Raw genomic sequence first — 24470 nt, forward strand, 5'->3', positions numbered from 1 at the left:
GGTCAGTCGTTGCTGTTCAGGACGGGCAGGTAGCCGCCCGACTGGCCGGAGGCCGTCGGGTGGTAGGACTCGCCCATGTTGAGCCAGTTGACGCTGTTCAGCCAGGCGCTGCCGGAGCAGAGCTCATGGCCGGTGAAGGTGGTGCGTACGTCGCCGAAGACGAAGCCGTGCGCGGCGGCGCGGGTGGCGATGGCGCTGTTCAGATGGTCGGCGGCGGCGTTGATGGCGGACCGCTTGGTCTCCGACAGGCCGAGGCAGGTGGTGCCCAGCTTGTAGAAGCGGGGGTAGCCGAGGACGACGACCCGTGCAGAGGGGGCACGGGTACGGATCGCCGAGTACACGCTGTCGAGTTTGCCGGGCAGCGTGGAGTCGACGTAGGCACGCGCGGTGTTGATGCGGTCGAGGCAGCCGCTGTCGGACGACAGCACACAGGTCGTCATGACGTCGGCGAAGCCGGCGTCGTTGCCTCCGATGCTGATCGTGACCAGGCCGGTGCCGGAGTTCAGTGAACCCAGCTGGCCGGCGAGGACGTCGCCCGTGCGGGCGCCGGAGCAGGCGTTGAAGCTGAAGGACGAGGGGGAGTTGGCGGTCGCCCACAGGTACGGGTAGGCCTTGGTGCTGCGCTTGCAGTCGCCACTGGAGCTGATGTAGCTGCCGGTGCCGACGCCGGAGGAGTAGGAGTCGCCGAGCGCCACGTACGAGGTGGCGGCTGTCTCGGACGCCTGCGCCGCGGCGGCCCCGGTGAGGGCGGTGCCGACGGCGAGGAGAACCGAGCTGACGAAGACGACAATTCGGGAACGTCTCATGCAACCTCCCTTTAGCAGGATCTCTGCCTTATCTGTCGTAGCAACTACGCGTGTTGACGGGAAGTGTCCATGCCAAAAAAGATGATGACTTTTCAGTAGAACCGGACGGGAGTGTCGAACAGGGTGCGGCGGGCGTTCGATTGCGTGTTCATGTCAGGCTTGTTGACTTGTCGTCAACTCCCTTGTGGGGACCGGGTTGTTGGTCAACGCTCGTAATGCGCGACCCCACCGCCCCCCACCCAGGAGGACTCCCTCGTCATGGCACGACTGCGGAGCAACAAGGCCCGGCTCGCCACGCTCACCGGTCTGGCGACGGCCGCACTCGTCGGCGCGTCGGCCGCCCTTCCCGCCCAGGCCGCCCCGGCCGAGGGCAGAGTGCTGGCGGCCGGCTCACCCGACGCCGTCGGGAACAGCTACATCGTCACCCTCAAGAGGGACGCCGGATTCGCCGCGTCCTCGGCGTCCGGCAAGGGCCTGATCAAGAAGTACGGCGGCACCGTGAAGCGGACCTACGGCGCCGCGCTCAACGGCTACGCCGCCACCCTCTCCGCCGCCGAGGCGCGCCGGCTCGCGGCCGACCCTTCGGTGGCCTCCGTGGAACAGGACCGGGTCGTGCGGGCCTCCGACACCACGCAGACCAACCCGCCCTGGGGCCTGGACCGGATCGACCAGACGTCCCTGCCGCTGTCCGGCACGTACACCTACCCGGACTCCGCGGGCAGCGGCGTGACGGCGTACGTCATCGACACCGGTGTGCGCATCACCCACTCCCAGATCAGCGGCCGGGCCTCCTACGGCTACGACGCCGTGGACGGGGACACCACCGCCTCCGACGGCAACGGCCACGGCACGCACGTCGCCACCACCATCGCGGGATCGACGTACGGCGTCGCCAAGCGGGCCCGGGTCGTCGCCGTCCGGGTGCTGGACAACAACGGCTCGGGCACCACCGCGGGCGTCGTCGCCGGAATCGACTGGGTCACCGCGCACCACAGCGGCCCGTCCGTCGCCAACCTGTCCCTCGGCGGCGGCGTGTCCACCGCGCTCGACACGGCCGTACGCAACTCCATCGCCAGCGGCGTGACCTACGCGGTCGCGGCGGGCAACAGCAACTCCAACGCCTCCTCCTTCTCCCCCGCCCGCGTCACGGAGGCCCTCACCGTCGGCGCCACCACCAGCACCGACGCCCGCGCGAGCTACTCCAACTACGGCTCGGTGCTGGACGTCTTCGCGCCCGGCTCCTCCGTCACGGCAGGCTGGAACACCTCCGACACCGCCACGAACACCATCTCCGGCACCTCGATGGCGACCCCGCACGTCGCGGGCGCGGCGGGCGTCTACCTCGCGAACCACACCTCGGCCAGCCCGGCCCAGGTCGCCACGGCCCTGGTGAACGGCGCCACCACCGGCAAGGTCACCAGCCCCGGGACCGGATCGCCCAACCGGCTGCTGAGGATCGTCCCGTGACCTCCCCGCGAGGGCTATGACCCGCGTGTTCCCCGGGGCCCCCACTGCTCCGGGGAACACGCGTCCGCACGGCCTGGCGGCGGCCCGTGCCCGGTGGGAGTTCCGGTAGTCGAACGTCCGCGCCCGCGCCTTCCACGGCTCCCCCGGAGTTCCCGCAGGGCTTCCCCGGGGCCCTTCCAGCGGCTCTCGCACGGCTCTTCCGGGGCGGCCGGCCACACCGTCCCGGGGGCCGCGACGGTGCCCTGAGCCACCGCGCCACGCCCGAAACCGCGTGCACGGCGGACAGTTGTGGCAGATCATGGCGGCATGTCAGCTCACCCGCAGGACGCCCTGCCGATCCGGCTCAACGTCGACGACTCCGACTCACCGTCCGACGTCGTCGACGCGCTGTTCCTCGGCCGCTTCGCGACGGGCGAGCAGCCGTTCGCACACGCCGCGAACATCGACCGCGTACGGTCCGGCGCGACCCTGCTGCCCCCCGGCTCCCGGGTGCTGCGCGTGGCCCGCGACGACGACCGCAGCGCGACCCTCGCCGAGGGCGACGGCTGGACGCTGCTGGTCTCCCGCTGGAACCGCGGCGCCGACGTCACGGTCACCGCGACCAGCGCCGAACTGGCCGCCGAGATCCTCGGCAAGGCCACCGACGGCGCCGAGGACGAGCCCGAACCGCAGCCGGAGAACGTGACCATGGGGTTCTGGTACGTCTCCCCCCGGCGCGGCCCGCACCGCACCACCCGGCAGATCTCCGCGGGCACCTGGGACGAGGTCCGCCCCAACTACACCGCGCCCGTGGCGGACGCGATGGACCGGCTGATGAAGACGACCCCGGAGGACATCGCCGGCCGGCTCCTGCTGCTGCACGGCCCGCCCGGCACCGGCAAGACCTCCGCGCTGCGCACCCTCGCCCGCTCCTGGCGCGACTGGTGCCAGGTGGACTGCGTCCTCGACCCCGAGCGGCTGTTCTCCGACGTCGGCTACCTCATGGACATCGCGATCGGCGAGGACGACTCCACCGGCAAGGGCCGCTGGCGGCTGCTGCTCCTGGAGGACTGCGACGAGCTGATCCGCGGCGAGGCCAAGCACACCGCGGGCCAGGCCCTGTCCCGGCTGCTGAACCTCACCGACGGCCTGCTCGGCCAGGGCCGCAACGTCCTGGTCGGCGTCACCACCAACGAGGACCTGGAGCGCCTGCACCCCGCCGTCGTCCGGCCCGGCCGCTGCCTGGCCCGGATCGAGGTGGGCCGGCTCACCCGCGAGGAGGCCGTGACCTGGCTGGGCACCGAGGAGGGCATCGGCCGCGAGGGGGCCACCCTGGCCGAGCTGTACGCGCTGCGCCGGGGCACGTCCCCGAACGCGCTGCCCGAGCCGCGGGACGGCGCGGACGCGGGCCTTTACCTGTGAGTGCTTTCATGGAGGCATGACCCTGTACGTCGGCACGTCCGGCTGGCAGTACAAGGACTGGCGCGGCCGCCTGTACCCGGCCGACGTGCCGGTGCGGCGGTGGCTGGAGGAGTACACGGCCCGTTTCGCCACCGTCGAGATCAACAACGCCTTCTACCGGCTGCCGTCCCGGGAGACCTTCGAGGCCTGGCGGGAACGCGTCCCGCCGGACTTCGTGGTCGCGGTGAAGGCGAGCCGCTACCTCACCCACATCAAGCGGCTGAAGGACCCCGAGGAGCCGGTGCGGCGCCTGATGACCCACGCGGCCGGACTGGGCGACCGCCTGGGCCCGGTCCTGCTCCAGCTCCCGCCGACCCTCAAGGCCGACCCCGCCCTGCTGGACGCCTGTCTGTCCTGCTTCCCGCCCTCCACCCGGGTCGCGGTCGAACCCCGCCACGACACCTGGTGGACGCCCGAGGTCCGCGAAATCCTGGAGCACCGGCGCGCCGCCCTGTGCTGGGCCGACGTCCGCGCCCGCCCGGTCGCCCCGCTGTGGCGCACGGCGGACTGGGGGTACGTGCGCTTCCACCAGGGACGCGCCAAGGACTGGCCGCGCTACGGCAGGCAGTCGCTGCGGACGTGGGCGGACCGGATCGCGGACACCTGGCCGGACGCCGAGGACGTGTACGTGTACTTCAACAACGACCCGAACGGGGCCGCGGTGGAGGACGCCAAGGTCTTCGCCGGGGCGGCCCGGGCCCGGGACCTGCCGGTGACCCGCACGCCCTGACCGTCCCTCACCCGGCCCGTCCCTCGCTCCCTGACCGTCCCTCAGCCCTCAGCCGTCACCGGCGGTCCGTCAGCCCTCGTACGCCGCCCGCAGCGCGTCCCGTACGGCGGCCAGGGCCTCCTCCTGCGACATCCCCAGCCGCCGCGCCCGCTGCGCGTAGGCCCGCCCCTCGGACGCCAGCTCCCTCGACGCGGCCGACCCCGCCGCGGCGACGAACGTGCCGTTGCGCCCCCGCGTCTCGATCACCCCGTCGCCCTCCAGCACCCGGTACGCCTTGGCGACGGTGTTCGCGGCGAGGCCCAGCGACTCGGCGAGCCCCCGCACGGTCGGCAGCCGGTAACCGACCGGCAGCGCCCCCGACCGTGCCTGCTCGGAGATCTGCGCCCGCACCTGCTCGTACGGCGGCACGGCGCTGTCGTCGATCCGGATCTTCAAGGTCACAGGCCGATTGTCCCGCACGGGCCCAGAAAATGAGCGGCAGGAGGAAGGGCCGCGCACGTAACGTGCGGGCCCATGACAGTCATCGTGCGGGAGATCCGGCCCGACGTCCGTGCCGACCTGGAGGGCTTCGCCGCCGTACGCCACGGCGCCCTGCCGTTCCACCTCATCACCGCGGACTCCCTCGCCTACGACATGGCCCACTTCCATCCGGACGCCCGCTACCGGCCGCTCCTCGCTGAGAACGTGGAGGACGGGGAGGACGGGGACGACAGGGAGGACAGGGAGGACAGGGAGGACAGGGAGGACGCCGAGGGCGAGAGCAGCGAGAGCGCGGGCAGGGGCGGGATCATCGGCTCCGCGCAGGTCGGCCTCATCCACGAGGCCCCCGAGCCGGGCCAGGCCTTCGTCAACGTGTACGTGCACCCGGACGCCACCCGCCGCGGCGCGGGCACGCTGCTGGTGCGCGCCGCCGAGGAGTACCTGGCGGCGCAGGGGGCGACCCGGCTGCTGTCCTGGGTCCTGGACACGCCCGGCAACCGCGCCTTCGCGGAGGCGCACGGCTACCGCGCGAGCCGTTCCGCGCACTTCCTGCGCCTGGACCTCGCCCAGGGCACGCTGCCGCCGCTGCAGGACCCGCCGCCCGGCGTCGAGCTGCGCACGGCCGCCGACTTCGCGGACGACCCGCGCCCGCTGTTCGCGCTGGACGCGGAGACGACCGCGGACGAACCCAGCGACGCGGGCGCGGAGCTGACGGACTACGAGGCCTGGCTCGAGGAGACGTGGCGGCACCCGCTCATCGATCTGGACCTGACCGTCGTGGCCGTCGTCGACGGCCGGCCGGCCGCGTTCACCGCGGCCCGCACGGACGGCGTCCGCCACTACGGCAGCGGCATGACCGGCACGGCCCGCGCCTTCCGCGGCCGGGGCCTGGCCAAGCTCGTCAAGAACCACTCCCTGCATCGCGCCCGCGCGGCCGGGTACACGGAGGCGTTCACCGGCAACGACACCGGCAACGGTCCGATGCTGGCCATCAACAAGTGGTTCGGGTACGAGGTCTGCGCGACGGAGGTGCGCTATGTCCGTGAACTCGGCTGAAACGGCGGGCGAGGTGCGCAGGGTCGACGTGGTCCTCGTCAAGGCGGGCCGGACGAAGATCCGCTACGGGGCCGCCCTGCTGGCCGACGACGGCACCCGGGTCGCCGTACGCGCGCCGTGGGCGGGTGAGGGCGTGCGCGATTTCGGGTTCGTGCGGTTCGAGCCGGGCGACGTCTTCACCGAGTACTACTGGCGGGACCGCTGGTACTCGGTGAAGGAGGTCCGCGACGCGCAGGGCGCCCTGAAGGGCTGGTACTGCGACGTCACCCGCCCGGCCACCCTGTCCGGCGGCGAGCTGGTCGTCGAGGACCTCGACCTGGACCTGTGGCGCTCGGCCGACGGCAGCGACGTACGCCGCCTGGACGAGGACGAGTTCGCCGACAGCGGCCTGGCCGAGCGGGACCCGGCCGCGGCCGCCGCGGCGGTGGCCGCCCTCGACGAGCTGGAGGCGCTGGCCACCGCCGAGGGCGGGCTGGAGTCGCTGCTCGCCTGAGGGCCCCTCATACCGTCGCCACCACCGCGTACCGCTCGTCCGTCACCGCCCTCCCCCACAGCACCGCCTCCTGAGACAGCCGCTCCACGCGGACCTGCGCGGCGAGCGGCGCCAGGAGGGCGGTGAGCCGGTCCGCGGGTATGCCGACCGGCGCGAGGGTCCCCCACACGCCCTCGACCAGCACCAGCCGGCCTCCCGGCCGCAGCAGCCCCCGCCAGTGGCGCAGGGCGCGGCCGGGGTCGGCCAGGGCCCACAGGACGTGCCGTACGAGCACCACGTCGTAGCGCTGCTCCCCCACCGGTGGTGCGGCGGCGTCACCTGGCAGGAACACCGCGTCATGTCCGGCGAGTTTGGCGCGGGCGCGGGCCACCATGGCCGGCGAGCCGTCCACGCCGGTCACCCGGTGTCCCTGTTCGGCCGCGAGCAGCGACAGGCTGCCGGTGCCGCAGCCGAGGTCGAGCAGGTCGCAGGGGTGTCCGGGCAGCCAGCCGCGCAGCCGGCCGGCCCAGGCCCGGCGTACCTCGGGGTCACGCAGGCCGTGGTCGGGTTGGTCGTCGAAGGACGCGGCCTCGGCGTCCCAGTCCACACCGCCCGCGCCGGCCACGTCGTCCACGCCGCCCACGTCGTCCACGTCGTCCGGGCAGTCGGCGTCGCTCATACGTTCCGCAGTCACGCGGTCACCGTCGTCGCTCATGACCCCAGAGTGTCAGCAGCCACTGACAGTGCGGAGGGTGACGGGCGCCACTGACAGACCAGGCGTGATGAGGAACTCTCACCGAAAGCGTCTACCTCCGTGAGAACGCGGAACACGGTAGGCACTGAAGGAGGCAGCCATGCGCCGAGCGACACTGCAGAAGCCCCTGAAGAAGCCGAACTCCCGCCGGATCCGCGAGGAGGCCGACGACCGGCCCGGGGAGCGTCCCGAGGTCCGCAAGGACATCGCACGCGTCTGGTGGCCGGAGGGCCCGTGAGACCCGGTCAGTCCAGACGCCTGCGGTAGTGGATCCGGTCGTAGGGGCCGTCCACCCGCCGCTCGACCACCTCGTAGCCGTACCTGGGGTAGATCTTCTGGTTCTCCCACATCATCGCGTTGGTGTAGAGCCTGACCTCCCGCAGGCCCAGCGCACGCGCGCGTGCCTCGACGAACCGCAGCAGCCGTCCCCCCACGCCCTGCCCGTGGGCGTCGGGGTGGACGGCGATGCTGTCGAGGAACAGATGGTCGTCGTACGCGTCCAGCACGACGACTCCCACGACCGGTTCGCCGGTGACGAACACCCGCCCCGCGGCCACGTCCGCCGCGTGGTCCGCCTCCATGGGCTGCGGCACCACGCCGATGCGCGCGATGTAGTGGTGGTAGGCCGCGTCCGTGACCGCCTTCACGGCGGCGGTGTCGGCGGCCTGCGCGGGCCGGATGTCGTCGTGCGTCATGGCCTGAACGCTATCTACCTGATCGCAGTCTGAGCACTGCCTTAAAGCCGGCATAAGGATCTCCGGAAGGGCCTTCCAGCAGGCCCTTCCGCGGTGCGGTGGGGCTAGCTTCTGATCGCCGACCCCCACATGAGGAGATCCGCGATGCCCGTACGCCAGAAGGCCGCCGCACGTCTGAAGGCCGCCGCCGCCGTGACCGCCCTCGGTCTCGCCCCGTTCGCCCTGACCGCGCTGTCCGCCGCGCCCGCGGCCGCGCACGGCTCGATGGGCGACCCGGTCAGCCGGGTGTCGCAGTGTTACGCGGAGGGCCCGGAGAACCCGAGGTCGGCTGCCTGCAAGGCGGCCGTCGCCGCGGGCGGCACCCAGGCGCTCTACGACTGGAACGGCATCCGCATCGGCGACGCGGCCGGCCGGCACCAGGAGCTGATCCCCGACGGGAAGCTGTGCAGCGCCGGCAGCGAGGAGTTCAAGGGGCTGGACCTGGCCCGCGCCGACTGGCCGGCGACGAGTGTGCGCGCGGGGTCGTCCACCTTCAAGTACCGGGTGACGGCCCCGCACCGGGGCACCTTCAAGGTGTACCTCACGAAGCCGGGCTTCGACCCGGCGAAGCCGCTGGCCTGGGGCGACCTGGACCTGGCGAACCCGGTGGCCACGGTGACGAACCCGGCCGCGCAGGGCGGTTTCTACACGTTCCCCGGCACGCTCCCCGAGCGTTCGGGCCGGCATGTGCTGTACGCGGTGTGGCAGCGCTCGGACAGCCCCGAGGCGTTCTACTCCTGCTCGGACGTCGACTTCGGCGGCGCCGCCCAGGCGGACCCGGCCGGCTCTGGGGACCCGGCCGGCACGGAGGGTTCGGCCAGCCCGGCAAGCGCCCCGGCCGGGGGCGCCTCCCCCGCGCCGAGCGCCTCCGCGCCCACCGAGGAGCAGATCGAGGCCGGCGCCGACAGGTCGACGGTGGAGAACCACGGCCACGGCGACGCCGACGCGCACACCTCGGCCGAACCCGCCGCCGAGCCGGTCGCCGCCGCCGACGCTTCCGCCGGCGCCAACCGGCCCAGGGCCGCCGGGGCCGGACAGAGCCTCGCGGAGACCGGCGGAGACGCCCGCACGGCGTATGTCGCGATGGGCGGCGCGGCCACCCTCGCGCTGGGCTCGGCGGTGCTGTTCGCCACGGCCCGGCGGCGCTCGGCGGGCGGCGTACGGCACGGTCGCTGACCAGCCGGCCTTCCGGGGCCCGACCGGCGGCTCAGGCCGGTCGGGCCCCGGCGTACACCGGTTGACGGGGCTCAGCTGAAGACCGACGCGCAGGTGGACGGGGTGGCGTGGGCCGGGTCGAGCGCGTTGGCCACCTCGTGGAAGACGATCCGGTCGAACAGCCCGATGGCCAGGTGCTCGGACAGGTCGACCGCGCACAGGTTCTGCAGCAGTACGTTGCGTACGTCCGGACCTTGCAGCCACCCGCTGCTGTACGGCGTCACGACCTCGTCGTACTTGGTGGCGATGACGGTGTAGCGGACGCCGGGCACGGTGTCGCCGCCCTGGTTGAGCTTGGCGAGGAAGGCGGAGCCGGCGATCTGGTCGGCGAGGCCGGGGGTGTTCATGGACAACAGGTCCTCGGCGCCCGGGAAGTAGGGCAGCAGCCTGGTCAGGCCGCCCAGGGTGGTGCCGTGGTTGTCGGGGGCGATGCCGACCAGGGCGTTCACCTCGGCGGCCCCGCCGAGGAACTTGAGGTAGTAGCGGGGCATCATGCCGCCCTGCGAGTGCCCGACGAGGTCGGCCTCGGCGGCGCCGGTGGCGGCGAGCACCCGGTCGACGTACGCGTCGAGCTGCTCGGCGGACTTGTCGATCGGGCCGAGCCCGTGGAAGAAGGGGACGCCAGGCAACTGGCCGTAGTCCAGGGAGAAGACGCAGTAGCCGCGCGCGGTCAGATAGGGCGCGAGGCCCAGCCAGTTGTCGACGGAGTTGCCGAACGTGCCGTGTACGAGCACGACGGGCCGGGGGTGGGCGGCGGACGGCTTGCAGGTCCAGTCGTTCCAGCCGCTGGAGCTCGATTCGGCGTGGGCGGTGGCGGCGGGCACGGTGGCGACCGCGGCGGCCATCAGCAGGGCGGAGACGGATCTGAGCAGGCGTTTCCAGGGCAGCATCGGGGGATCTCCTTGCGGCTCACGGGAAGTGGGGCGACTGCCTTACACCTGTGATCCGGATCACGGGATGCTGTTCACTCGTCAAGTTACGGACGAGTAGTCGAAGAAGGAAGTTACGCGTCGGTAAAAACTGTCGGCGCGGACTGACGCGCCGTCACCAGGCGGGCCGGACGGGCCCTTGGGGCGCGATCCGCACCAGCCGGCCGTACAGCCCCCGCAGTTCCTCCTCGCCGAGCACCCCGGCCCAGGCCCGCACCGCCTCCGCGGCGGCCTCCTCGGCGGCCCGGGTGCACTCCCGCCCCCGCTCGGTGAGCACGATCAGCCGGGCCCGCGCGTCCCCGGGATGCGGCCGCCGCTCGGCGTAGCCCTTGCGCACGATCTCGTCGACCAGCTGGCTCGCGGCCTGTTTGGTGACCCCGAGGTGCGCGGCGAGTTCGGTGACCGTCGCACCGCCGGGCGCGAGCCGGGCGAAGGCGAACCCGTGCGCGGGCCGCATCCCCTCGAAGCCGCGGGCGACGACCCCGTCGTTGATGCGCTGGGTCAGTTCACCCGCGACGGCGAGCAGGGCGGCGGTCAGGGCCATGGCGTCGGAGTTCTGCACGTCCGCCATTGAAACACCCTTGACGAGTTGGTCAAGCTGCTTGACCATATAGTCAAGCAGCTTGACCAACTGAGCCCCGGAGGCCGCCGCCATGCCCGTCATCCGCTCGTCCGACGCCGTCACCCACGAGATCCACGGCGCCCGTTTCGTCTCGTACGCCACCCCGCTCAGCGGCAGCAAGGAGCTCTGCGCATGGCGGGGCGAGATCCCCGCGGGGACGAAGGCCCCCGCCCACACCGTCAACCGCGAGGAGATCCTCCATCTGCTGATCGGCGAGCTGCTGATCACCCTCGACGGCGTCACCGAGCGCCTCACCGCGGGCGACACCGTGATCATCAACCCGGGCGCGACCCTGTCCGTGGAGAACCCGACGGCCCACACGGCGCTCACCTGGGTCACGACGTCCGTCGGCCTGGAGGCGACCATGGCCGACGGCAGCGTCATCACGCCGCCGTGGGCCAACTGACCCGGCCGTCCCGCCTACGCCGCCAGCGACCCCGGCATCACGGCCCGGGGCCCGAACTTCGCCCGGACCCGGTCCGCCACCTCCTCGATCCGCCGGACCTTCTCGTCCACGGGGTCGAAGGTGAGCTGATGAGAGGCCTGCTCGGCGGGCGCGAGCCCCTCCGCGCGCAGCACGACCGCCCGCACCCGGGCCCGCTGCAGGCCCAGCGCCTCGTACATGCCGTACGCGGCCCGGGTCAGCTCCACGGAATGCGCGGTCGGCTCCTTCAGCGTGCGACCGCGCGTGGTGGCCGACCGGTCGGCGTACCGCACGGTGAGGGTCAGGGAGCGGCAGACCTTGCCGACGGCACGCAGCCGGGCACCCAGCTCCTCCGCGGCCGACAGCAGCGCGCGCCGGTGCCGGCCGGGGTCCAGCTCGTCGCGGGAGAAGGGCCGTTCGGCGGCGAGGGAGCGTGAGACGGCGTTCGGGACGACCCTCCCCCGGTCGACGCCGTTCGCCTTCTCGTGCAGTTCGCGCCCCGCCCGCGCACCGACCAGGCGCTGGAGCGTGGACAGCGGCGCGGCGGCGACCCGGCCGAGGGTGTCGAGGCCGTACTCGTCCAGGGTGCGGGCGGTGGCCGGTCCCACGCCGGGCAGCGCGAGGACGGGCCGGCCGGCGAGGAACTCCCGGATTCCGTCCGCGTCCTCGGGCACCACGCACGTCACGCCGGGCCGGGCCGCGCGCAGCGCCATCCGGGCGAGCATCGGGCCGGGTCCGGCGCCGATCACACAGTCGACGCCGTGCAGGGCGAGCGCCCGGACCCGGATCACCGAGGCCAGTTCGACGGCGGTGCGCCCGAAGTAGCGTTCGGCGCCGCCCAGATCGGCCAGCGCCCCGTCCGGCGGCAGCGCCTCGACGACCGGTGTGAACTCCTCCAGCAGGCCGAGCAGCCCCGGCAGGGCCGCCTCGTACATCGGCGGCAGCCGGAAACGTACGCAGAGGATGGTCATCCCGCACTCCCTGGGCTCTGGTGCCACAACTTCCTTGCCGCGGAGGGCCCTTGTGAGGCCTCCTGTCCCGCGGGCCGCAGATCGGCCCACGGATGCATCTCGTAACCGGTCGGCAGATGGATACGCCGCCCACCGGTCGGGTCCCCCGTGCCGGAGTCCGCCTCGGGCCCCGGCTCGGCCAGCCGGGCCGCGACCTCGTCGAGGCCGCCCTCGGCGCGCAGTTCGACCAGCTCGGCGAGGTTCCAGGCGGCGGAGCCCACCACGCTGAGGCTGCGCGGCCCGCGCCGCTGCACCACACCCCGCACCAGCAGCAGCCACGAATGGAACACGGTGTGGGCGCAGGCGTCGTGGGAGTCGTCGAAGAAGGCCAGGTCGACCAGGCCGGTGCCGTCGTCCAGGGTGGTGAAGACGACCCGCTTGCCGGACCGGATCGGCGGGGTCTGGGTGGCCGCCTTGGCGCCCGCGACCAGCACGGTCTCGCCGTGCCGGGCCTCGCGCAGCCGGCGTGCGGAGACCACGCCCAGCTCGTCGAGGAAGGCGCGGTGGTCGTCCATGAGGTTGCGCGAGGCGTCCATGGAGAGCACCCCGAGCTCGGCGCTGAGCTTCTCGGCGTCGGACAGGTCGGGCAGCCCGGCGGGCGCGGTCCTGCGGCCCCCGGCCAGCGGGAGCTGGCCCCCGCCGCCGCCCGTCCCGCGAGCGCCCCGGTGCAGTTCGGTCAGGTGCAGTTGCAGATCACGCCGGTTGGCGCCGAAGGCGTCCAGCGCGCCGACCTGGGCGAGCCGTCCGGCCACGGGGCGGCTCGGGCGGGCCCGCTCCCAGAAGTCCAGCAGGGAGGCGTACGGCTGCCCGTCGGCGATCCGCTTCGCCTCGGCCTCGCTGATGCCGTGCACATCGGACAGGGCGAGCCGCAGCCCCCAGGCACCGGACACCAGTTCGATTCGGTGAGCGACCCCGGACTTGTTCACGTCCAGCGGCAGCACCGGCACCCCGCGTCGCCGGGCGTCCGCCAGCAGCAGCCGCTTGGGGTACATGCCGGGGTCGTGGGTGAGCAGCCCGGCGTAGAAAGCGGCCGGGTGGTGCGCCTTCAGCCAGGCCGACTGGTAGGTCGGCACGGCGAAGGCGACCGCGTGCGCCTTGCAGAAGCCGTAGGAGCCGAAGGCCTCGATGATCTCCCAGGTTCGCTGAATCGTTTCTGCGTCGTATCCGCGAGCCGCCGCGTGCTGGGCGAACCACACCTTGATCCGCCCCTGCGACTCCGGGTCGGACAGCCCGCGCCGCACCCGGTCGGCCTCGCCGCGCCCGCAGCCGGTCATGATCGCCACGATGTCGATGATCTGCTCGTGGAAGACGACGACCCCGTAGGTGTCGCGCAGCGGCTCCTGAAGGTCCGGGTGCGGGTAGCGCACCGGTTCCCGTCCGTGCCGGGCGGCGATGAACGGCCGCACCATGTCGGCGGCGACCGGGCCGGGACGGAAGAGCGAGATGTCGACCACAAGGTCATGGAAAGTCGAGGGCTGAAGGCGCCCCACCAGGTCGCGCTGGCCCGGCGACTCGATCTGGAAGCAGCCCAGCGTCTCGGTGGACCGGATCAGCCGGTACGTCGCCGGATCGCCCGGCGGCACCGCGTCCAGGTCGACCTCGGTGCCCGTGGCCCGCTTCACCTCGGCGACCGCGTGCGCCATCGCCGACTGCATCCGCACGCCGAGCACGTCCAGCTTGAGCAGCCCGAGGTCCTCCACGTCGTCCTTGTCGAACTGGGACATGGGGAAGCCCTCGCCGCTGGTCGGCATCACCGGCGTCCGGGTCAGCAGGGAGGCGTCGGACAGCAGCACCCCGCACGGGTGCATGGCGACCCCGCGCGGCAGGGCGTCGAGCGCCTCCACCAGCTCCCAGAGCCTGCCGTACTTCTCCCGCTCCCCCGCCAGCTGTTTCAGCTCGGGCAGTTCCTCGAGGGCCGCGCGGGCGTCGCGGGCGCGGATGTGCGGGAAGGACTTGGCGATCCGGTCGATCTCGGCGGGGTCCATGGACAGGGCCGCGCCGACGTCCCGGACGGCATGGCGCACCCGGTAGGTCTCGGGCATGGCGACGGTCGCGACCCGCTCGGTGCCGAAGCGGCCGATGATCGCCCGGTAGACCTCCAGACGGCGCGCGGACTCCACGTCGATGTCGATGTCGGGCAGTACGAGCCGCTCCTTGGACAGGAAGCGCTCCATGAGCAGCCCGTGCTCGACGGGGTCGGCGTGCGCGATACCGAGGAGGTGGTTGACGAGGGACCCGGCGCCGGAACCGCGCGCGGCGACCCGGATGCCCATGTCCCGTACGTCGTCCACCACCTGGGCGACCGTCAGGAAGTAGGAGGCGAAGCCGTGGTGGGCGATGATGTCCAGCTCGTGGTGCATCCGCTCCCAGTAGGCGCGGCGGCCGGTGTAGCCGTACCGCACCATGCCGGCCGCGGCCCGGGAGGCGAGCGTCCGCTGGGCGGTGCGGCGGCCCGCGCCGACGAGGTGCGGCTCGGGGAAGTGGACGCTGCCCATGCCGAGGTGGTCCTCGGGGTCGACGAGGCACTCGGCGGCCGCGGCCGCGGTCTGCTCCAGCAGCCGGTGGGCGGTGTCCCGGCGGAAGCCCGCCGCCTCCACGATCCGCTCGGCCGTGTGCAGCATGGCCCCGGCGTCCTTCAGCCAGGCCTCGCCGGAGTCCAGCTCCCCGGCCGGGTCGATGGGGACCAGCCGGCGGGCGGCGTCCAGCACGTCGGCGACCGGACCCTGGCCGGGGTCGGCGTACCGCACGGCGTTGCTGAGGACCGGCCGCACGCCCTGCTCGGCGGCGAAGCCCACGGTGCGGGCGGCCAGCCGCAGGGAGCCGGGGCCGGTGCCCTTGCGGCCGTGCCAGACGGCCTCCAGGCGCAGGGCGTCGCCGTACACCTCCCGCCAGGGGGCGAGCAGCGCGGCCGCGCGGTCGGGGCGGCCCGCGGCGAGGGCGCGACCGACGTCGGAGTCGGGGCCGAGCAGCACGGTCAGCCCGTCGGCGTGGTTGTCGGCCCAGGTCAGCAGGGGGGTGTCCGGGGCGGTGTGGGCGGCACTGACGAGCCGGCACAGGTCGGCCCAGCCGCGGGCGCCGTCCCGGGCGAGGAAGGTGACGCGCGGGGCGGACTCGTCGACGAAGGCGCCGCCGCGCACGGGGGTGCGCCGCCGCTCCCGGCGTACGGAGTCGTCGTGGCCCTCGGGCCGGCCCGGCTCGGGGCGGGCGACCGACAGGTCGGCCCCGAACAGCGGGCGGATGCCGGCCCTGGCGCAGGCCTTGGCGAACCGGACGGCACCGGCGAGGGTGTCGCGGTCGGTGAGGGCGAGGGCGTCCATGCCCCGCTCCGAGGCGCGCTCGGCCAGCCGCTCCGGGTGGGAGGCGCCGTAGCGCAGGGAGAACCCGGAGACGGTGTGCAGATGCGTGAACCCCGGCATCCACACCTCCTGCTGTCGACTACTGTCGAACATTCGTTCCCAACCTGCTCACCCCCACCATAGACCAAAACCCGAACGTATGTACGACAGCCGTTCGGGCGCCTCCCACCTGCGCAAACACCCGTCGCCCTGGAGCGTTGGGGACATGACACAGAGCACCCTGTCCGAGGTGAAGGACGCCGTCACCCCGCGGGCCACGCTGCTGGTGATCGGCGTGGTCGCGCTCCAGCTGCTGTTCATCGCCTCCTACGTGGGGGCGCTGCACGACCCGAAGCCCAAGGACGTGCCCTTCGGGGTGGTGGCGCCGCGGGCCGCGGCCGGACAGGCGGTGACCCGGCTGGAGCGGCTGCCCGGCTCCCCGCTGGACCCGCGTGCGGTGGCGGACGAGGCGACGGCCCGGAAGCAGATCCTGGACCGGGACATCGACGGCGCCCTGCTGGTGGACCCGGCCGGCACCACCGACACCCTCCTGGTCGCCTCGGGCGGCGGCACGGTGCTCGCCACCACCCTGGAGAACCTCACCTCCGCCCTGGAGAGGGCCCAGGGCCGCACGGTCCGCACGGTCGACGTGGCGCCGGCCTCGCCGCGGGACTTCGACGGCCTGTCCTCCTTCTATCTGGTGGTCGGCTGGTGCGTGGGCGGCTACCTCTGCGCCTCGATCCTGGCGATCAGCACCGGGGCCCGGCCGGCCAACCCCTCCCGGGCGGCGATCAGGCTCGGCGCCATGGCCCTGGTCTCGGTCGTGGGCGGCCTCGGCGGCGCGGTCATCGTCGGGCCGATCCTGGACGCCCTGCCGGGCAGCGTGGTCGCCCTGTGGTGGCTCGGCGCGCTGATCACCTTCGCCGTCGGCGCCGCCACGCTCGCCCTCCAGGGGATCTTCGGCATCGTCGGCATCGGCCTGGCGATCCTGCTCGTGGTGGTCCTGGGCAACCCGAGCGCGGGCGGCGCCTTCCCGCTGCCGATGCTGCCGCCCTTCTGGAACGCCATCGGCCCGGCCCTGCCGCCGGGCGCCGGCACCTGGGCCGCTCGCTCGATCGCCTACTTCCGCGGCAACGACATGACCGCGTCCCTGCTGGTGCTGGGCGCCTGGGCGCTGGCCGGCATCGTGATCACCCTGCTGGCGGCGGGCCTGCGCAAACAGAAGCCCCCTGCTGCGGCGCGCGAGTAACCGCTAGGCGGAGCGTGACGTTCAGCCGTGGCCGGAATTCGCCCCTCCGGTCGCGTCCGCGCAAGAGCGAGCCCCCGCACGCCGGTTGCGTGCGGGGGCTCAGAAGGCCGGCGTGAGGACACCCTCGGGCAAGCGCCCTCAGGCAGACGCCCTCCAGGCAGGTGTCCTCAGCGGTCGCGCTCAGAAGACGCTGACACCGTAGGCGCTCAGCGCCTCCGTGACCGGCTGGAAGAAGGTCGTGCCGCCGGAGCTGCAGTCACCGCTGCCGCCGGAGGTCAGACCGTAGGCGATGCCGCTGTTGGAGTACAGCGGGCCGCCGGAGTCGCCGGGTTCGGCGCAGACCGTGGTCTGGATCATGCCGTAGACGATGTCGCCGCCGCCGTAGTTGACGGTCGCGTTGAGGGCGGTGACCCGGCCGCTGTGGGTGCCCGTGGTGGAGCCGCGGCGGTACACCGTGGTGCCCACGCTCGGCGTCGCGGCGCTGGTGATGTCGACGCTGCCGACCGTGCCCGACTTGGTCACGGACGTGTTCGTGTAGCGCACGATGCCGTAGTCGTTGGTCGGGAAGCTGGAGCCGGCCGTGGAGCCGAGCACCGTGCTGCGCGAGGAGTTGGAGTACCAGGTGCCCGCGCCGTCGGTGCAGTGGCCCGCGGTCAGGAAGTAGTAGGTGCTGCCGCTGCGGACGTTGAAGCCGAGGGAGCAGCGCCAGCTGCTCGCGTAGATGGCGTCGCCTCCGGAGATCAGCTTGTTCATCTTGCCCGGGGTGCGCTTGATGCTGATGGCGCCGGCGTTGGCGCCGGCCTGCCGCTTGATCTTCGCGATCTCCGCCTGGGAGACCGTGCTGTCGACGGTCAGCAGCAGCTTGTGGTTCTTGGCGTCGACGGCCCAGGCGGTGCCCGGCACATCGGCCTTGAGCACGGCGTTGCCCGCCTGGTTGAGCTGTGCGGCGCTGTACGTGGTGACGTCGGATGCGTTCGCGCTGGGGATCGCGATCGCGGCCGCGGCCACGAGACCGGTCGATACGGCGGTCAGCCGGGTCCGTCTCGAGATACCGCTGCGGGGGGTGGTGCGCTTGATCCTCACTTTTCGTTCCTCCACAAAGGAAGTCGGGGGCCCGCGTGGGGTCGGGGCCCGTGAGGCGCAGTCGGAGGCAGGTGCCCGGATCCCGAACACGTCGTGCCCCTGACAAGCGCTGTGGGGGAGTATTCGGCCGCACGGCCGAGCGGCGCAAGGGCGCCTTTCGGCCGTGCGGCTTTCAACGGCCCGCCGGTCCACGCGCGTCCATCAGGTTCGATGCGGATTCGATGCGGATTCGACGGGGATGAACCGTACGTCCGGTGGACCGGCGCGAACGGGGCGGGTCCGTCCGGGAGTTCAGTAGATGCTGACGCCGTACGCGCTCAGCGCCTCGGGCACCGGCTGGTAGAAGGTGGTGCCGCCGGTCCGGCAGTCGCCGCTGCCGCCGGAGGTGATGCCGAGCGCCTTGGTGCCGTCGTAGAGCGGACCGCCGGAGTCGCCGGGCTCGGCGCAGACCGTGGTCTGGATCATGCCGTGCACGGTGCCGCCGCCCTGGTAGCGCACGGTCACGCCGAGCGCGGTGACGGTCCCGCCGTGGGTGCCGGTGGTGGAGCCGGTGCGCTTGACGTTCTCACCGACGTACGCGTTGGCGGCGCTGTAGCCCCCGGAGTGGCTGAGGGCGGTGTTGTCGTAGCGGACGAGGGCGTAGTCGTTGCCGGGGAAGTCCGCGCCGACGGTCGGACCGATCAGGGTGCGGTGGGCGGAGTCGGTGTACCAGGTCTTGACCGACTTGCCGCAGTGACCTGCGGTGAGGAAGTAGTACGTGCCGCCGCTGACCACGTTGAAGCCGAGCGAACAGCGGTAGCCGCCGCCGTAGATGGCGTCTCCGGCGGACAGCAGCGGGCGGATGGTGCCGGGGGTGCGCCTGACCTCGACGGCGTCGGCGCCGGCGGCCTTCTCGATGCGGGCGATCTCGGCCGCCGACACCGTGCTGTCGGCGGTCACGACGACCTGCCCGGACGCCCGGTCGGTGTACCAGGCGGTGCCGCCCGGCGCGTTCGCGGCCACGGCCTGGGCGGCCCGGGCGAGTTCGGCTCCGTCGGGGGCGGGGACGGACGCGCCCGCCGTGGGCAGTCCGGCCAGGGTGGCGGCGACGAGACCTGCGGCTACGGCGAGCAGTCGGATGCGCTGGGTTCTCACTGATCCTCCTCGTGGGAGCGGAAGGCCCGGCGGGTTGGGGGCCCGTGAGACGCTGTGGGGGTGGCGTGGCTCCTGACATGCGCCGCAGGGGAGAATGCCCGCGCACCGGCCCGCGCACAAGACCACCCGCAGGGGCGCGGGGCGGGGGAACCCGCTCGGCCCAACGCCGCGACGCGCGCCGGCGGTACGGCCGCCGACGCGCGTGTCGTGCGAGGAGCAGGGCTCAGAGCAGGTTGCGCTCCCCCGCCTCCACCGCCACGTCCAGGGTGTTGCCCGGCGGCGGGAACGGGCACACGAAGTGGTCGGCGAAGGCGCACGGCGGCAGCACCGCGCGGTTGAGGTCGACCGTCGTACGGCCCTCGGCGTCCGGCGCGGCCGGCCGCAGGAACCGGAAGCGGTAGCTGCTCCCGCCGCTGGTGGCGTCGGCGAACACCGCCCACAGCGAGCCGTCCGCCTCGACGCTCACCTGGAGCGTGAACTCCCGCCCGTCCAGCGCGAACGACAGCTCACCGCCGAGCCCGAGACCCCGCTCGCGCCCGTCCGCGTTCGCCACGCGCACGGTACGGTCCTCGCCGTACGGCGTGAAGCGCCCCGGCACCGACCAGCGCGGGTCGTACGGCGTGGCCTCGATGCCCCGGAAGGCGCGCCGCGCCTCGGACACCGGGTCGAAGTCCCGCACGCCCCAGACGGCTTCGCGTATCAGCACCACCAGACGCCGCTCGCCGAGGGCCACCCGGGCCCCGGCCGCCGGACCGGAGTCGGCCGTCAGGCGCGCCTCGCCGGCGAAGGGCGCCCCGTCCACGGTCAGGCCGTCCTCGGCGGCGGCCGTCAGCACCACCGCGTCCCCGTCGGCCCGCCACCGCCCCGGAATGGCCGGAAGTAGACCCTCCGGATAGTCCTCGAGCCAGTGAGTGCCGGTCAGGGCGAGCGGACCGTAGGGAGCCGACACCGTCTCCACGCGGTTCTCGTGCCATTGCTTCCACGCGTCGAACGCGTCCGTCGTCGTCATGTGATCAACCTTTCCACGGGGAGGACAGGGTGGGAGACGGGGTGGGAGAGGAGCCGGGCGCCAGAGCCGGCGCCAGGGCGGCCCCGGCGTGCGGCAGCCCCAGGTGCTCACGGAGCGTGCCGCCCGGGTAGAAGGTGCGGAACAGCCCCCGGTGCTGGAGCAGGGCGACCGTGCCGTTGACGAACCGCTCCAGGTCGCGGCGGGGTTCGACCGGGACGACGTGGAAGCCGTCGGTGACGCCTTCCGCGTGCCACCGCGCGATCAGCTCGGCGAGGTCGACGGGCCCGCCCCGGTAGAGGGGCCCGCGCGCGGTGTGCCGGGGTCCGCCCCCGCCGTGGCCGGGCTCGGCCGCGTGCTCGCCGCCGCCGAGGTCGATCCGCAGGCTCGCCAGCACCCGCAGCGCGTCCGGGTCGCGCCCGGCCGAGGCCGCCCGCCCGCGCAGCTCCGCGCGCACGTCCCCCGCCTGCGCCCGCCCGGCCGCCCGTACCAGCACCACGTCGGCGTACCGGGCGGCGAGCTGTAAGTCGCCCTGCCGGGAGGAGAGTTCGGCGACCACCACGGCCGCGTCCGCCGTACGGCCGTACAGGCCGGGTTCCTCGGTCCGCAGGCCCACCCGGTCGTGGCCGGGCCCCGGGACGGCTTCGGTGACCAGCCCGATCCGGGAGGTGAGCGTCAGCAGTCCGAGCGGGTCGGCACCGGCGAGCGTCGCGAAGTCGAGCCCGCCGCGCTCGGCGAGCAGGACCGCCTCCGGGCCCGGGTCGCCGTCGAGGCCGGCGGCCAGATGCAACAGCCCCATGGTCACAGCACCTTCGAGAGGAAGGCCCGGGTGCGCTCGTGCCGCGGCGCGTCGAGCACCTCACCGGGCGGGCCCTGTTCGACGATCCGCCCGGCGTCCATGAAGACCACCGTGTCGGCGACCTCCCGGGCGAACCCGATCTCATGCGTGACGACGATCATGGTGGTGCCCTGCCGGGCCAGGTCCTTGATGACGTCGAGGACTTCACCGACCAGCTCGGGATCGAGCGCCGAGGTCGGCTCGTCGAACAGCAGCAGCCCCGGCTCCAGCGCGAGCGCCCGGGCGATCGCCACCCGCTGCTGCTGCCCGCCGGACAGCTGCCGCGGATAGGCGTCGGCCTTGTCGGCGAGGCCCACCCGGTCCAGCAGCCCGCGCGCCGCCGCGACGGCGTCCTTGCGGGACCGTTTCAGCACGGACACCGGCGCCTCGACGACGTTCTCCAGCGCGGTGAGGTGCGGGAAGAGGTGGAAGTTCTGGAAGACGAACCCGATCCGGGTGCGCTGCCGGAGCACCTCGCGCTCGGGCAGCTCGTGCAGCCGGTTCCCCGAGCGGCGGTAGCCGATGAGCACCCCGTCGACGCTGATCGCGCCGCAGTCCACCTTCTCCAGGTGGTTGATCGTGCGCAGCAGCGTGGACTTGCCCGAACCGGAGGGCCCGAGGATCACCGCGACCTGTCCGGCGCGCACCTCCAGGTCGATGCCCTTGAGGACCTCCAGGGAGCCGAAGCTCTTGTGGACGGATCTGATGTCGACCATGACGGTCATCGCGTGCATCCCTTGATTCGCGTGGAAGTGAACGGAAGTGAGCCGTGTGCTTCACGTGGAAGCGAGACGTGCGACCGGCGTGAGCCGCACCGACCGGCGACGTTCCGAACCGTGCGACCGGCCTGAGCCGCACCGACCGGCGACGTGACGGGCCGCACGAACCGGCCGGTTGCATGGCCTAGGCGGCGGCCCGGCCCGTCTGCTCGGCGAGGAAGGACAGCGCCGCCCGTGCGGTGGCGTCGTTCTGCCGGAAGGCCGGTCCGCCGGTGCGCGGCCGGGTGAAGGCGCCCGAGCCGCGGGCGTCGGTGTGCGGCCCGAGCGCGAACCGCCGCGGGTGCGGGCGCCCGGCCCGGTCCAGGACCCGTCCGTCGGCGGGGTCGACGGCCAGCAGCCCGTCCGGGGTGGCGGCGGCCCCGTCGGCGTACAGCTCCCGCAGCAGCGGATCGCGCGCCCGCTCCACGGTCGGCTGCGGCAGCCGCGCCTCGACCAGGGCGCGGGCTTCGACGTGGAAGCCCGGCACGGTCGGGCTGGACGCCCGGAACACCCCGCCCTCGGCGGTCACGGCCATGTCCGCGCCGACGAACCGCAGCACCCCGGCCCGCGACAGCGCGAGCATCTGCCGCAGCCGGGGCCCGGGCGGTCCGGAGGCCAGGCAGCTGAAGAACCCGTGCCACCAGCCCCCGATGTCGCCGAGCCGCACGAGCTGCCCGTAGACGGAGAGCAGGGCGAGAAAGACGGCCAGGTCAGGACTGTGCCGCGGGTCGTGGCGTCTGGTGAGGTCCCGCTCGATGTAGTCCCGGAGGCCCTGCTGAAGGCCCTCCGGGTCCGCGTACCGCACCCCGTCCAGCGGCCGGTCGAGGGCCGCGAGGTCCAGCCGGTCGGCGGGGTCGGACACGGCGGACGCCACCAGCGCCGCCCGCTCGGCTGCGTCGGCGACGGCGTACTTCGCCTCGAAGTCGGCCCAGGGCAGGGCGGTGCGGCCGGGGTGGGCGGTGAACAGGCGGTGGTAGTGCGCGAAGCCCAGCTCCTTCTCGACCAGCGGCCACACGTCTCTGCGGAAGTCGAACCCTCCGGGGCGTGCGAGCAGTTCGTCGATCTCGGCCGGGCCCAGGAAGCGCGGCAGCGGCGGGCGTTCGCCCGTCCAGTCGTAGCCGGTCTTCGAGTGGTACGGCACTCCGCGCCGTGACCCGACGTACAGCACGGGCTCCCGCCCCGACGGCACATACGTGTCGCCCTCGTGGCGTCCGCCGCGGCCCTCGGTCAGCAGGACCATCAGGTCGACGAAGGCGAGCCCGAAGCCGCGCACGAGGACGGGCTCGCCGGCCTCCAGCGCGGACAGATCGCTGTCGGCGGTGAAGTCGGGCGGCAGGTGGACCAGTCCGTGGGTCCGGGCGTAGTCCGCCAGCCGCCGCTGCTCGGCGTCGAGTTCGGCGTCCAGGTGGCCCAGCGTCAGGACGACGAGGTCGGCCGGAAGGGGCCGTGGACGGCCCTCCAGCCACACCTGCTGGCGGCCCTCGCGCGGGCCGCTCACCCGCAGGGCGCGCCTCGGATGGTGCTGGACGCTGATCCCCGGAGGCAGCGCGGCCACCGTGCGGTCGTACACCCAGCGCAGATAGGCGCCCTGGAGCCGCCGGCCGGTGAAGGCGCGGCCGTCGACGGCGGCCCACTCGTGCAGCGTGGGCCCCTCGCGCACGGGGCCGGCCATGTTCACCGTGTCGTCGGTGAAGAGCGTGACGTCCTCGGCGTGGGAGTTCATCCACAGCAGTGGTGACTGGGTCTCGCGCCAGACGCGCCCGGCGCCCGGCGGATACGGGTCGACGAGATGGATGTCCAGGCCCTGGCCGGCGTACAGCCCGGGCGCGTTGGCGGCGATCCGTTCCAGCAGCCCGGTCCCCCGCGGACCGGCCCCGACGATCACCAGCGAGGGCCTCATCGGGAGGTCTCCGAGCCGCGGGCGTAGTGCTTCTCGACGTAGTACTGGCCGACGGCGAGGACCGAGGTGACGACCGTGTACCAGACGGTGGCGACCATCAGCAGCGGGATCACCTGGTAGGTGCGGTGGTAGATGAGCTGGACCGAGAACAGCAGGTCGCTGACCGCGATGACGCTGACGATGGAGGTGCCCTTCAGGGTGCCGATCAGCATGTTCCCGGCCGGCGGGACGATGGAGCGCATCGCCTGCGGCAGTACGATCCGCCGCCAGCGCCGCCACCGGCTCAGGCCCAGCGCCTGGGCGGCCTCGATCTGGCCGCGGTCGACGGAGAGGATCCCGCCGCGCACCACCTCGGCGGCGTACGCGGCCTCGTGCAGGGTCAGCCCGACGATCGCGACGGTGACCGGGCCGAGCAGGTCGACGGTCCTGACGCCGAGGATCCGCGGGTACAGCGCCCCGATGTTGAACCACAGCAGCAGCTGCACCAGGATCGGGATGGACCGGAACAGCCAGACGTAGCCCCAGCTCACCGCCCTGAGCACCGGGTTGGCGGACAGCCGGAACGCGGCGAGCAGCGTGCCCAGCGCGAAGCCGAGCACCATGACGACGGCGGTCAGCCAGAGGGTGAGCCACAGTCCGCGCAGGACCGAGGCGGAGGTGAAGTAGCGGGCGACGACGTCCCATTGGAAGGCGTCGTTGCGCAGAACGGAGTCGGCGGCGAGGGCCGCGAGGGCGAGGACGACGACGGCCGCGGCCCACTGTCCGTACCGGCGCTGCGGCACGATCCGCGGTACGTCGGCGTCCGCGGGTATGTCAGGGGCGGCGGGTGCTTTGGCGAGGGTCTCGGAAGACATGCGAAGGCTCCATGGCGCGATGGACGGATGCCTTCACACGGCGGGCGGGACGCGCCTCGGGGCGCACGACGCCTCACGGCCGAGCCCCTCAGCAGGGCCGTCCGTCGAGACTACGGGTCCGATTCCCTTCACTGTCAAGGGTGTCCAGAGTGTGAGCGTTACGTCTCACCGTGG

General features: G+C 73.1%; 24 protein-coding genes. 9 read left to right on the plus strand and 15 right to left on the minus strand.

All coding sequences use genetic code 11. The features are described 5' to 3' along the window. Window positions 1-2: 2 nt before the first annotated feature. Window positions 3-806, minus strand: a complete 804-nt coding sequence (locus tag ACIGXJ_RS24130) for an SGNH/GDSL hydrolase family protein (RefSeq protein ID WP_399648910.1) — start codon at window positions 804-806, stop codon at window positions 3-5. Window positions 807-1064: 258 nt separating this feature from the next. Between ACIGXJ_RS24130 and ACIGXJ_RS24135 the strand changes: the two genes are divergently transcribed. The 3 genes from ACIGXJ_RS24135 (at window position 1065) to ACIGXJ_RS24145 (ending at window position 4443) form a co-directional block, all read left to right on the plus strand. Next, window positions 1065-2273 (plus strand): S8 family peptidase, encoded by a 1209-nt coding sequence (locus tag ACIGXJ_RS24135; protein WP_399648914.1) that lies wholly within the window; start codon window positions 1065-1067, stop codon window positions 2271-2273. A 306-nt stretch (window positions 2274-2579) separates the two neighbouring features. Beyond that, the gene (locus tag ACIGXJ_RS24140) at window positions 2580-3674 is read left to right on the plus strand and encodes a DUF5925 domain-containing protein (RefSeq protein WP_399648917.1); all 1095 of its coding nucleotides are present in this window, start codon (window positions 2580-2582) and stop codon (window positions 3672-3674) included. A gap of 16 nt (window positions 3675-3690) precedes the next feature. Beyond that, on the plus strand, window positions 3691-4443 hold the full coding sequence (locus tag ACIGXJ_RS24145; RefSeq protein WP_399648919.1) for a DUF72 domain-containing protein: 753 nt from the start codon (window positions 3691-3693) through the stop codon (window positions 4441-4443). Between the two features lie 69 nt (window positions 4444-4512). Here the strand turns inward: ACIGXJ_RS24145 and ACIGXJ_RS24150 are convergent, their stop codons facing one another. Further along, a complete protein-coding gene (locus tag ACIGXJ_RS24150; protein ID WP_399648922.1) occupies window positions 4513-4884 on the minus strand; it encodes a GntR family transcriptional regulator in 372 nt (123 codons plus the stop codon). Window positions 4885-4956: 72 nt separating this feature from the next. Here ACIGXJ_RS24150 and ACIGXJ_RS24155 point away from each other — a divergent pair, with 72 nt between their 5' ends. Together ACIGXJ_RS24155 and ACIGXJ_RS24160 are read left to right on the plus strand one after the other, a co-directional pair. Continuing rightward, window positions 4957-5979, plus strand: coding sequence for a GNAT family N-acetyltransferase (locus ACIGXJ_RS24155; RefSeq protein WP_399648924.1), 1023 nt, complete (start codon window positions 4957-4959; stop codon window positions 5977-5979). Then, window positions 5960-6472, plus strand: a complete 513-nt coding sequence (locus ACIGXJ_RS24160) for a DUF402 domain-containing protein (RefSeq protein WP_399648927.1) — start codon at window positions 5960-5962, stop codon at window positions 6470-6472. Before ACIGXJ_RS24155 ends, ACIGXJ_RS24160 begins: the two co-directional genes overlap by 20 nt. 7 nt (window positions 6473-6479) lie before the next feature. Here the strand turns inward: ACIGXJ_RS24160 and ACIGXJ_RS24165 are convergent, their stop codons facing one another. Next, complete coding sequence (locus ACIGXJ_RS24165; RefSeq protein WP_399649116.1) at window positions 6480-7130, minus strand: class I SAM-dependent methyltransferase; 651 nt, start codon at window positions 7128-7130, stop codon at window positions 6480-6482. A gap of 175 nt (window positions 7131-7305) precedes the next feature. On the opposite strand from ACIGXJ_RS24165, the gene ACIGXJ_RS24170 reads away from it, so the two are divergent. Beyond that, on the plus strand, window positions 7306-7443 hold the full coding sequence (locus ACIGXJ_RS24170) for a hypothetical protein (protein WP_399648929.1): 138 nt from the start codon (window positions 7306-7308) through the stop codon (window positions 7441-7443). 7 nt (window positions 7444-7450) lie between these two features. Here ACIGXJ_RS24170 and ACIGXJ_RS24175 read toward each other — a convergent pair whose 3' ends face one another. Continuing rightward, entirely contained in the window at window positions 7451-7900 is a 450-nt protein-coding gene (locus tag ACIGXJ_RS24175) for a GNAT family N-acetyltransferase (RefSeq protein WP_399648931.1), read from the minus strand. Between the two features lie 144 nt (window positions 7901-8044). Here ACIGXJ_RS24175 and ACIGXJ_RS24180 point away from each other — a divergent pair, with 144 nt between their 5' ends. Then, entirely contained in the window at window positions 8045-9115 is a 1071-nt protein-coding gene (locus ACIGXJ_RS24180; RefSeq protein ID WP_399648933.1) for a lytic polysaccharide monooxygenase, read from the plus strand. A gap of 71 nt (window positions 9116-9186) precedes the next feature. Here ACIGXJ_RS24180 and ACIGXJ_RS24185 read toward each other — a convergent pair whose 3' ends face one another. Next, window positions 9187-10044 carry an esterase/lipase family protein gene (locus ACIGXJ_RS24185; protein ID WP_399648936.1) on the minus strand — a complete coding sequence of 286 codons (858 nt, stop codon included), beginning with the start codon at window positions 10042-10044 and terminating at the stop codon, window positions 9187-9189. A gap of 154 nt (window positions 10045-10198) precedes the next feature. After that, entirely contained in the window at window positions 10199-10645 is a 447-nt protein-coding gene (locus tag ACIGXJ_RS24190) for a MarR family winged helix-turn-helix transcriptional regulator (protein ID WP_399649119.1), read from the minus strand. Window positions 10646-10736: 91 nt separating this feature from the next. On the opposite strand from ACIGXJ_RS24190, the gene ACIGXJ_RS24195 reads away from it, so the two are divergent. Next, window positions 10737-11111 (plus strand): cupin domain-containing protein, encoded by a 375-nt coding sequence (locus ACIGXJ_RS24195; RefSeq protein ID WP_399648938.1) that lies wholly within the window; start codon window positions 10737-10739, stop codon window positions 11109-11111. A gap of 14 nt (window positions 11112-11125) precedes the next feature. Here the strand turns inward: ACIGXJ_RS24195 and ACIGXJ_RS24200 are convergent, their stop codons facing one another. Both ACIGXJ_RS24200 and ACIGXJ_RS24205 read right to left on the minus strand, forming a co-directional pair. Then, entirely contained in the window at window positions 11126-12100 is a 975-nt protein-coding gene (locus ACIGXJ_RS24200) for a DNA polymerase thumb domain-containing protein (RefSeq protein WP_399648941.1), read from the minus strand. After that, a complete protein-coding gene (locus ACIGXJ_RS24205) occupies window positions 12097-15555 on the minus strand; it encodes a DNA polymerase III subunit alpha (RefSeq protein ID WP_399649121.1) in 3459 nt (1152 codons plus the stop codon). The genes ACIGXJ_RS24200 and ACIGXJ_RS24205 overlap by 4 nt, the downstream gene beginning before the upstream one ends. 145 nt (window positions 15556-15700) lie before the next feature. Here ACIGXJ_RS24205 and ACIGXJ_RS24210 point away from each other — a divergent pair, with 145 nt between their 5' ends. Beyond that, window positions 15701-16723, plus strand: coding sequence for a DUF3533 domain-containing protein (locus ACIGXJ_RS24210; RefSeq protein WP_399648943.1), 1023 nt, complete (start codon window positions 15701-15703; stop codon window positions 16721-16723). A 180-nt stretch (window positions 16724-16903) separates the two neighbouring features. Here ACIGXJ_RS24210 and ACIGXJ_RS24215 read toward each other — a convergent pair whose 3' ends face one another. The 7 genes from ACIGXJ_RS24215 to ACIGXJ_RS24245 all read right to left on the minus strand — a co-directional run bounded on the left by ACIGXJ_RS24215 (window position 16904) and on the right by ACIGXJ_RS24245 (window position 24296). Next, window positions 16904-17806: a S1 family peptidase gene (locus tag ACIGXJ_RS24215; RefSeq protein WP_399648945.1), complete on the minus strand. Its 903-nt coding sequence runs from the start codon at window positions 17804-17806 to the stop codon at window positions 16904-16906. Between the two features lie 291 nt (window positions 17807-18097). Then, the gene (locus ACIGXJ_RS24220) at window positions 18098-18940 is read right to left on the minus strand and encodes a S1 family peptidase (RefSeq protein ID WP_399648947.1); all 843 of its coding nucleotides are present in this window, start codon (window positions 18938-18940) and stop codon (window positions 18098-18100) included. 223 nt (window positions 18941-19163) lie between these two features. Next, window positions 19164-19949, minus strand: a complete 786-nt coding sequence (locus ACIGXJ_RS24225; protein WP_399648949.1) for a DUF1684 domain-containing protein — start codon at window positions 19947-19949, stop codon at window positions 19164-19166. Window positions 19950-19953: 4 nt separating this feature from the next. After that, window positions 19954-20745: an FMNH2-dependent monooxygenase gene (locus ACIGXJ_RS24230; protein ID WP_399648952.1), complete on the minus strand. Its 792-nt coding sequence runs from the start codon at window positions 20743-20745 to the stop codon at window positions 19954-19956. 2 nt (window positions 20746-20747) lie between these two features. After that, complete coding sequence (locus ACIGXJ_RS24235) at window positions 20748-21509, minus strand: amino acid ABC transporter ATP-binding protein (protein ID WP_399648953.1); 762 nt, start codon at window positions 21507-21509, stop codon at window positions 20748-20750. A 178-nt stretch (window positions 21510-21687) separates the two neighbouring features. Then, complete coding sequence (locus tag ACIGXJ_RS24240) at window positions 21688-23442, minus strand: FAD/NAD(P)-binding protein (protein WP_399648955.1); 1755 nt, start codon at window positions 23440-23442, stop codon at window positions 21688-21690. Further along, a complete protein-coding gene (locus ACIGXJ_RS24245) occupies window positions 23439-24296 on the minus strand; it encodes an amino acid ABC transporter permease (RefSeq protein WP_399648957.1) in 858 nt (285 codons plus the stop codon). Before ACIGXJ_RS24245 ends, ACIGXJ_RS24240 begins: the two co-directional genes overlap by 4 nt. Between the last annotated feature and the right edge of the window lie 174 nt (window positions 24297-24470).

The sequence above is a fragment of the Streptomyces sp. NPDC053367 genome (assembly GCF_044545925.1).
In the GTDB taxonomy this organism is placed as follows: Bacteria; Actinomycetota; Actinomycetes; order Streptomycetales; family Streptomycetaceae; genus Streptomyces.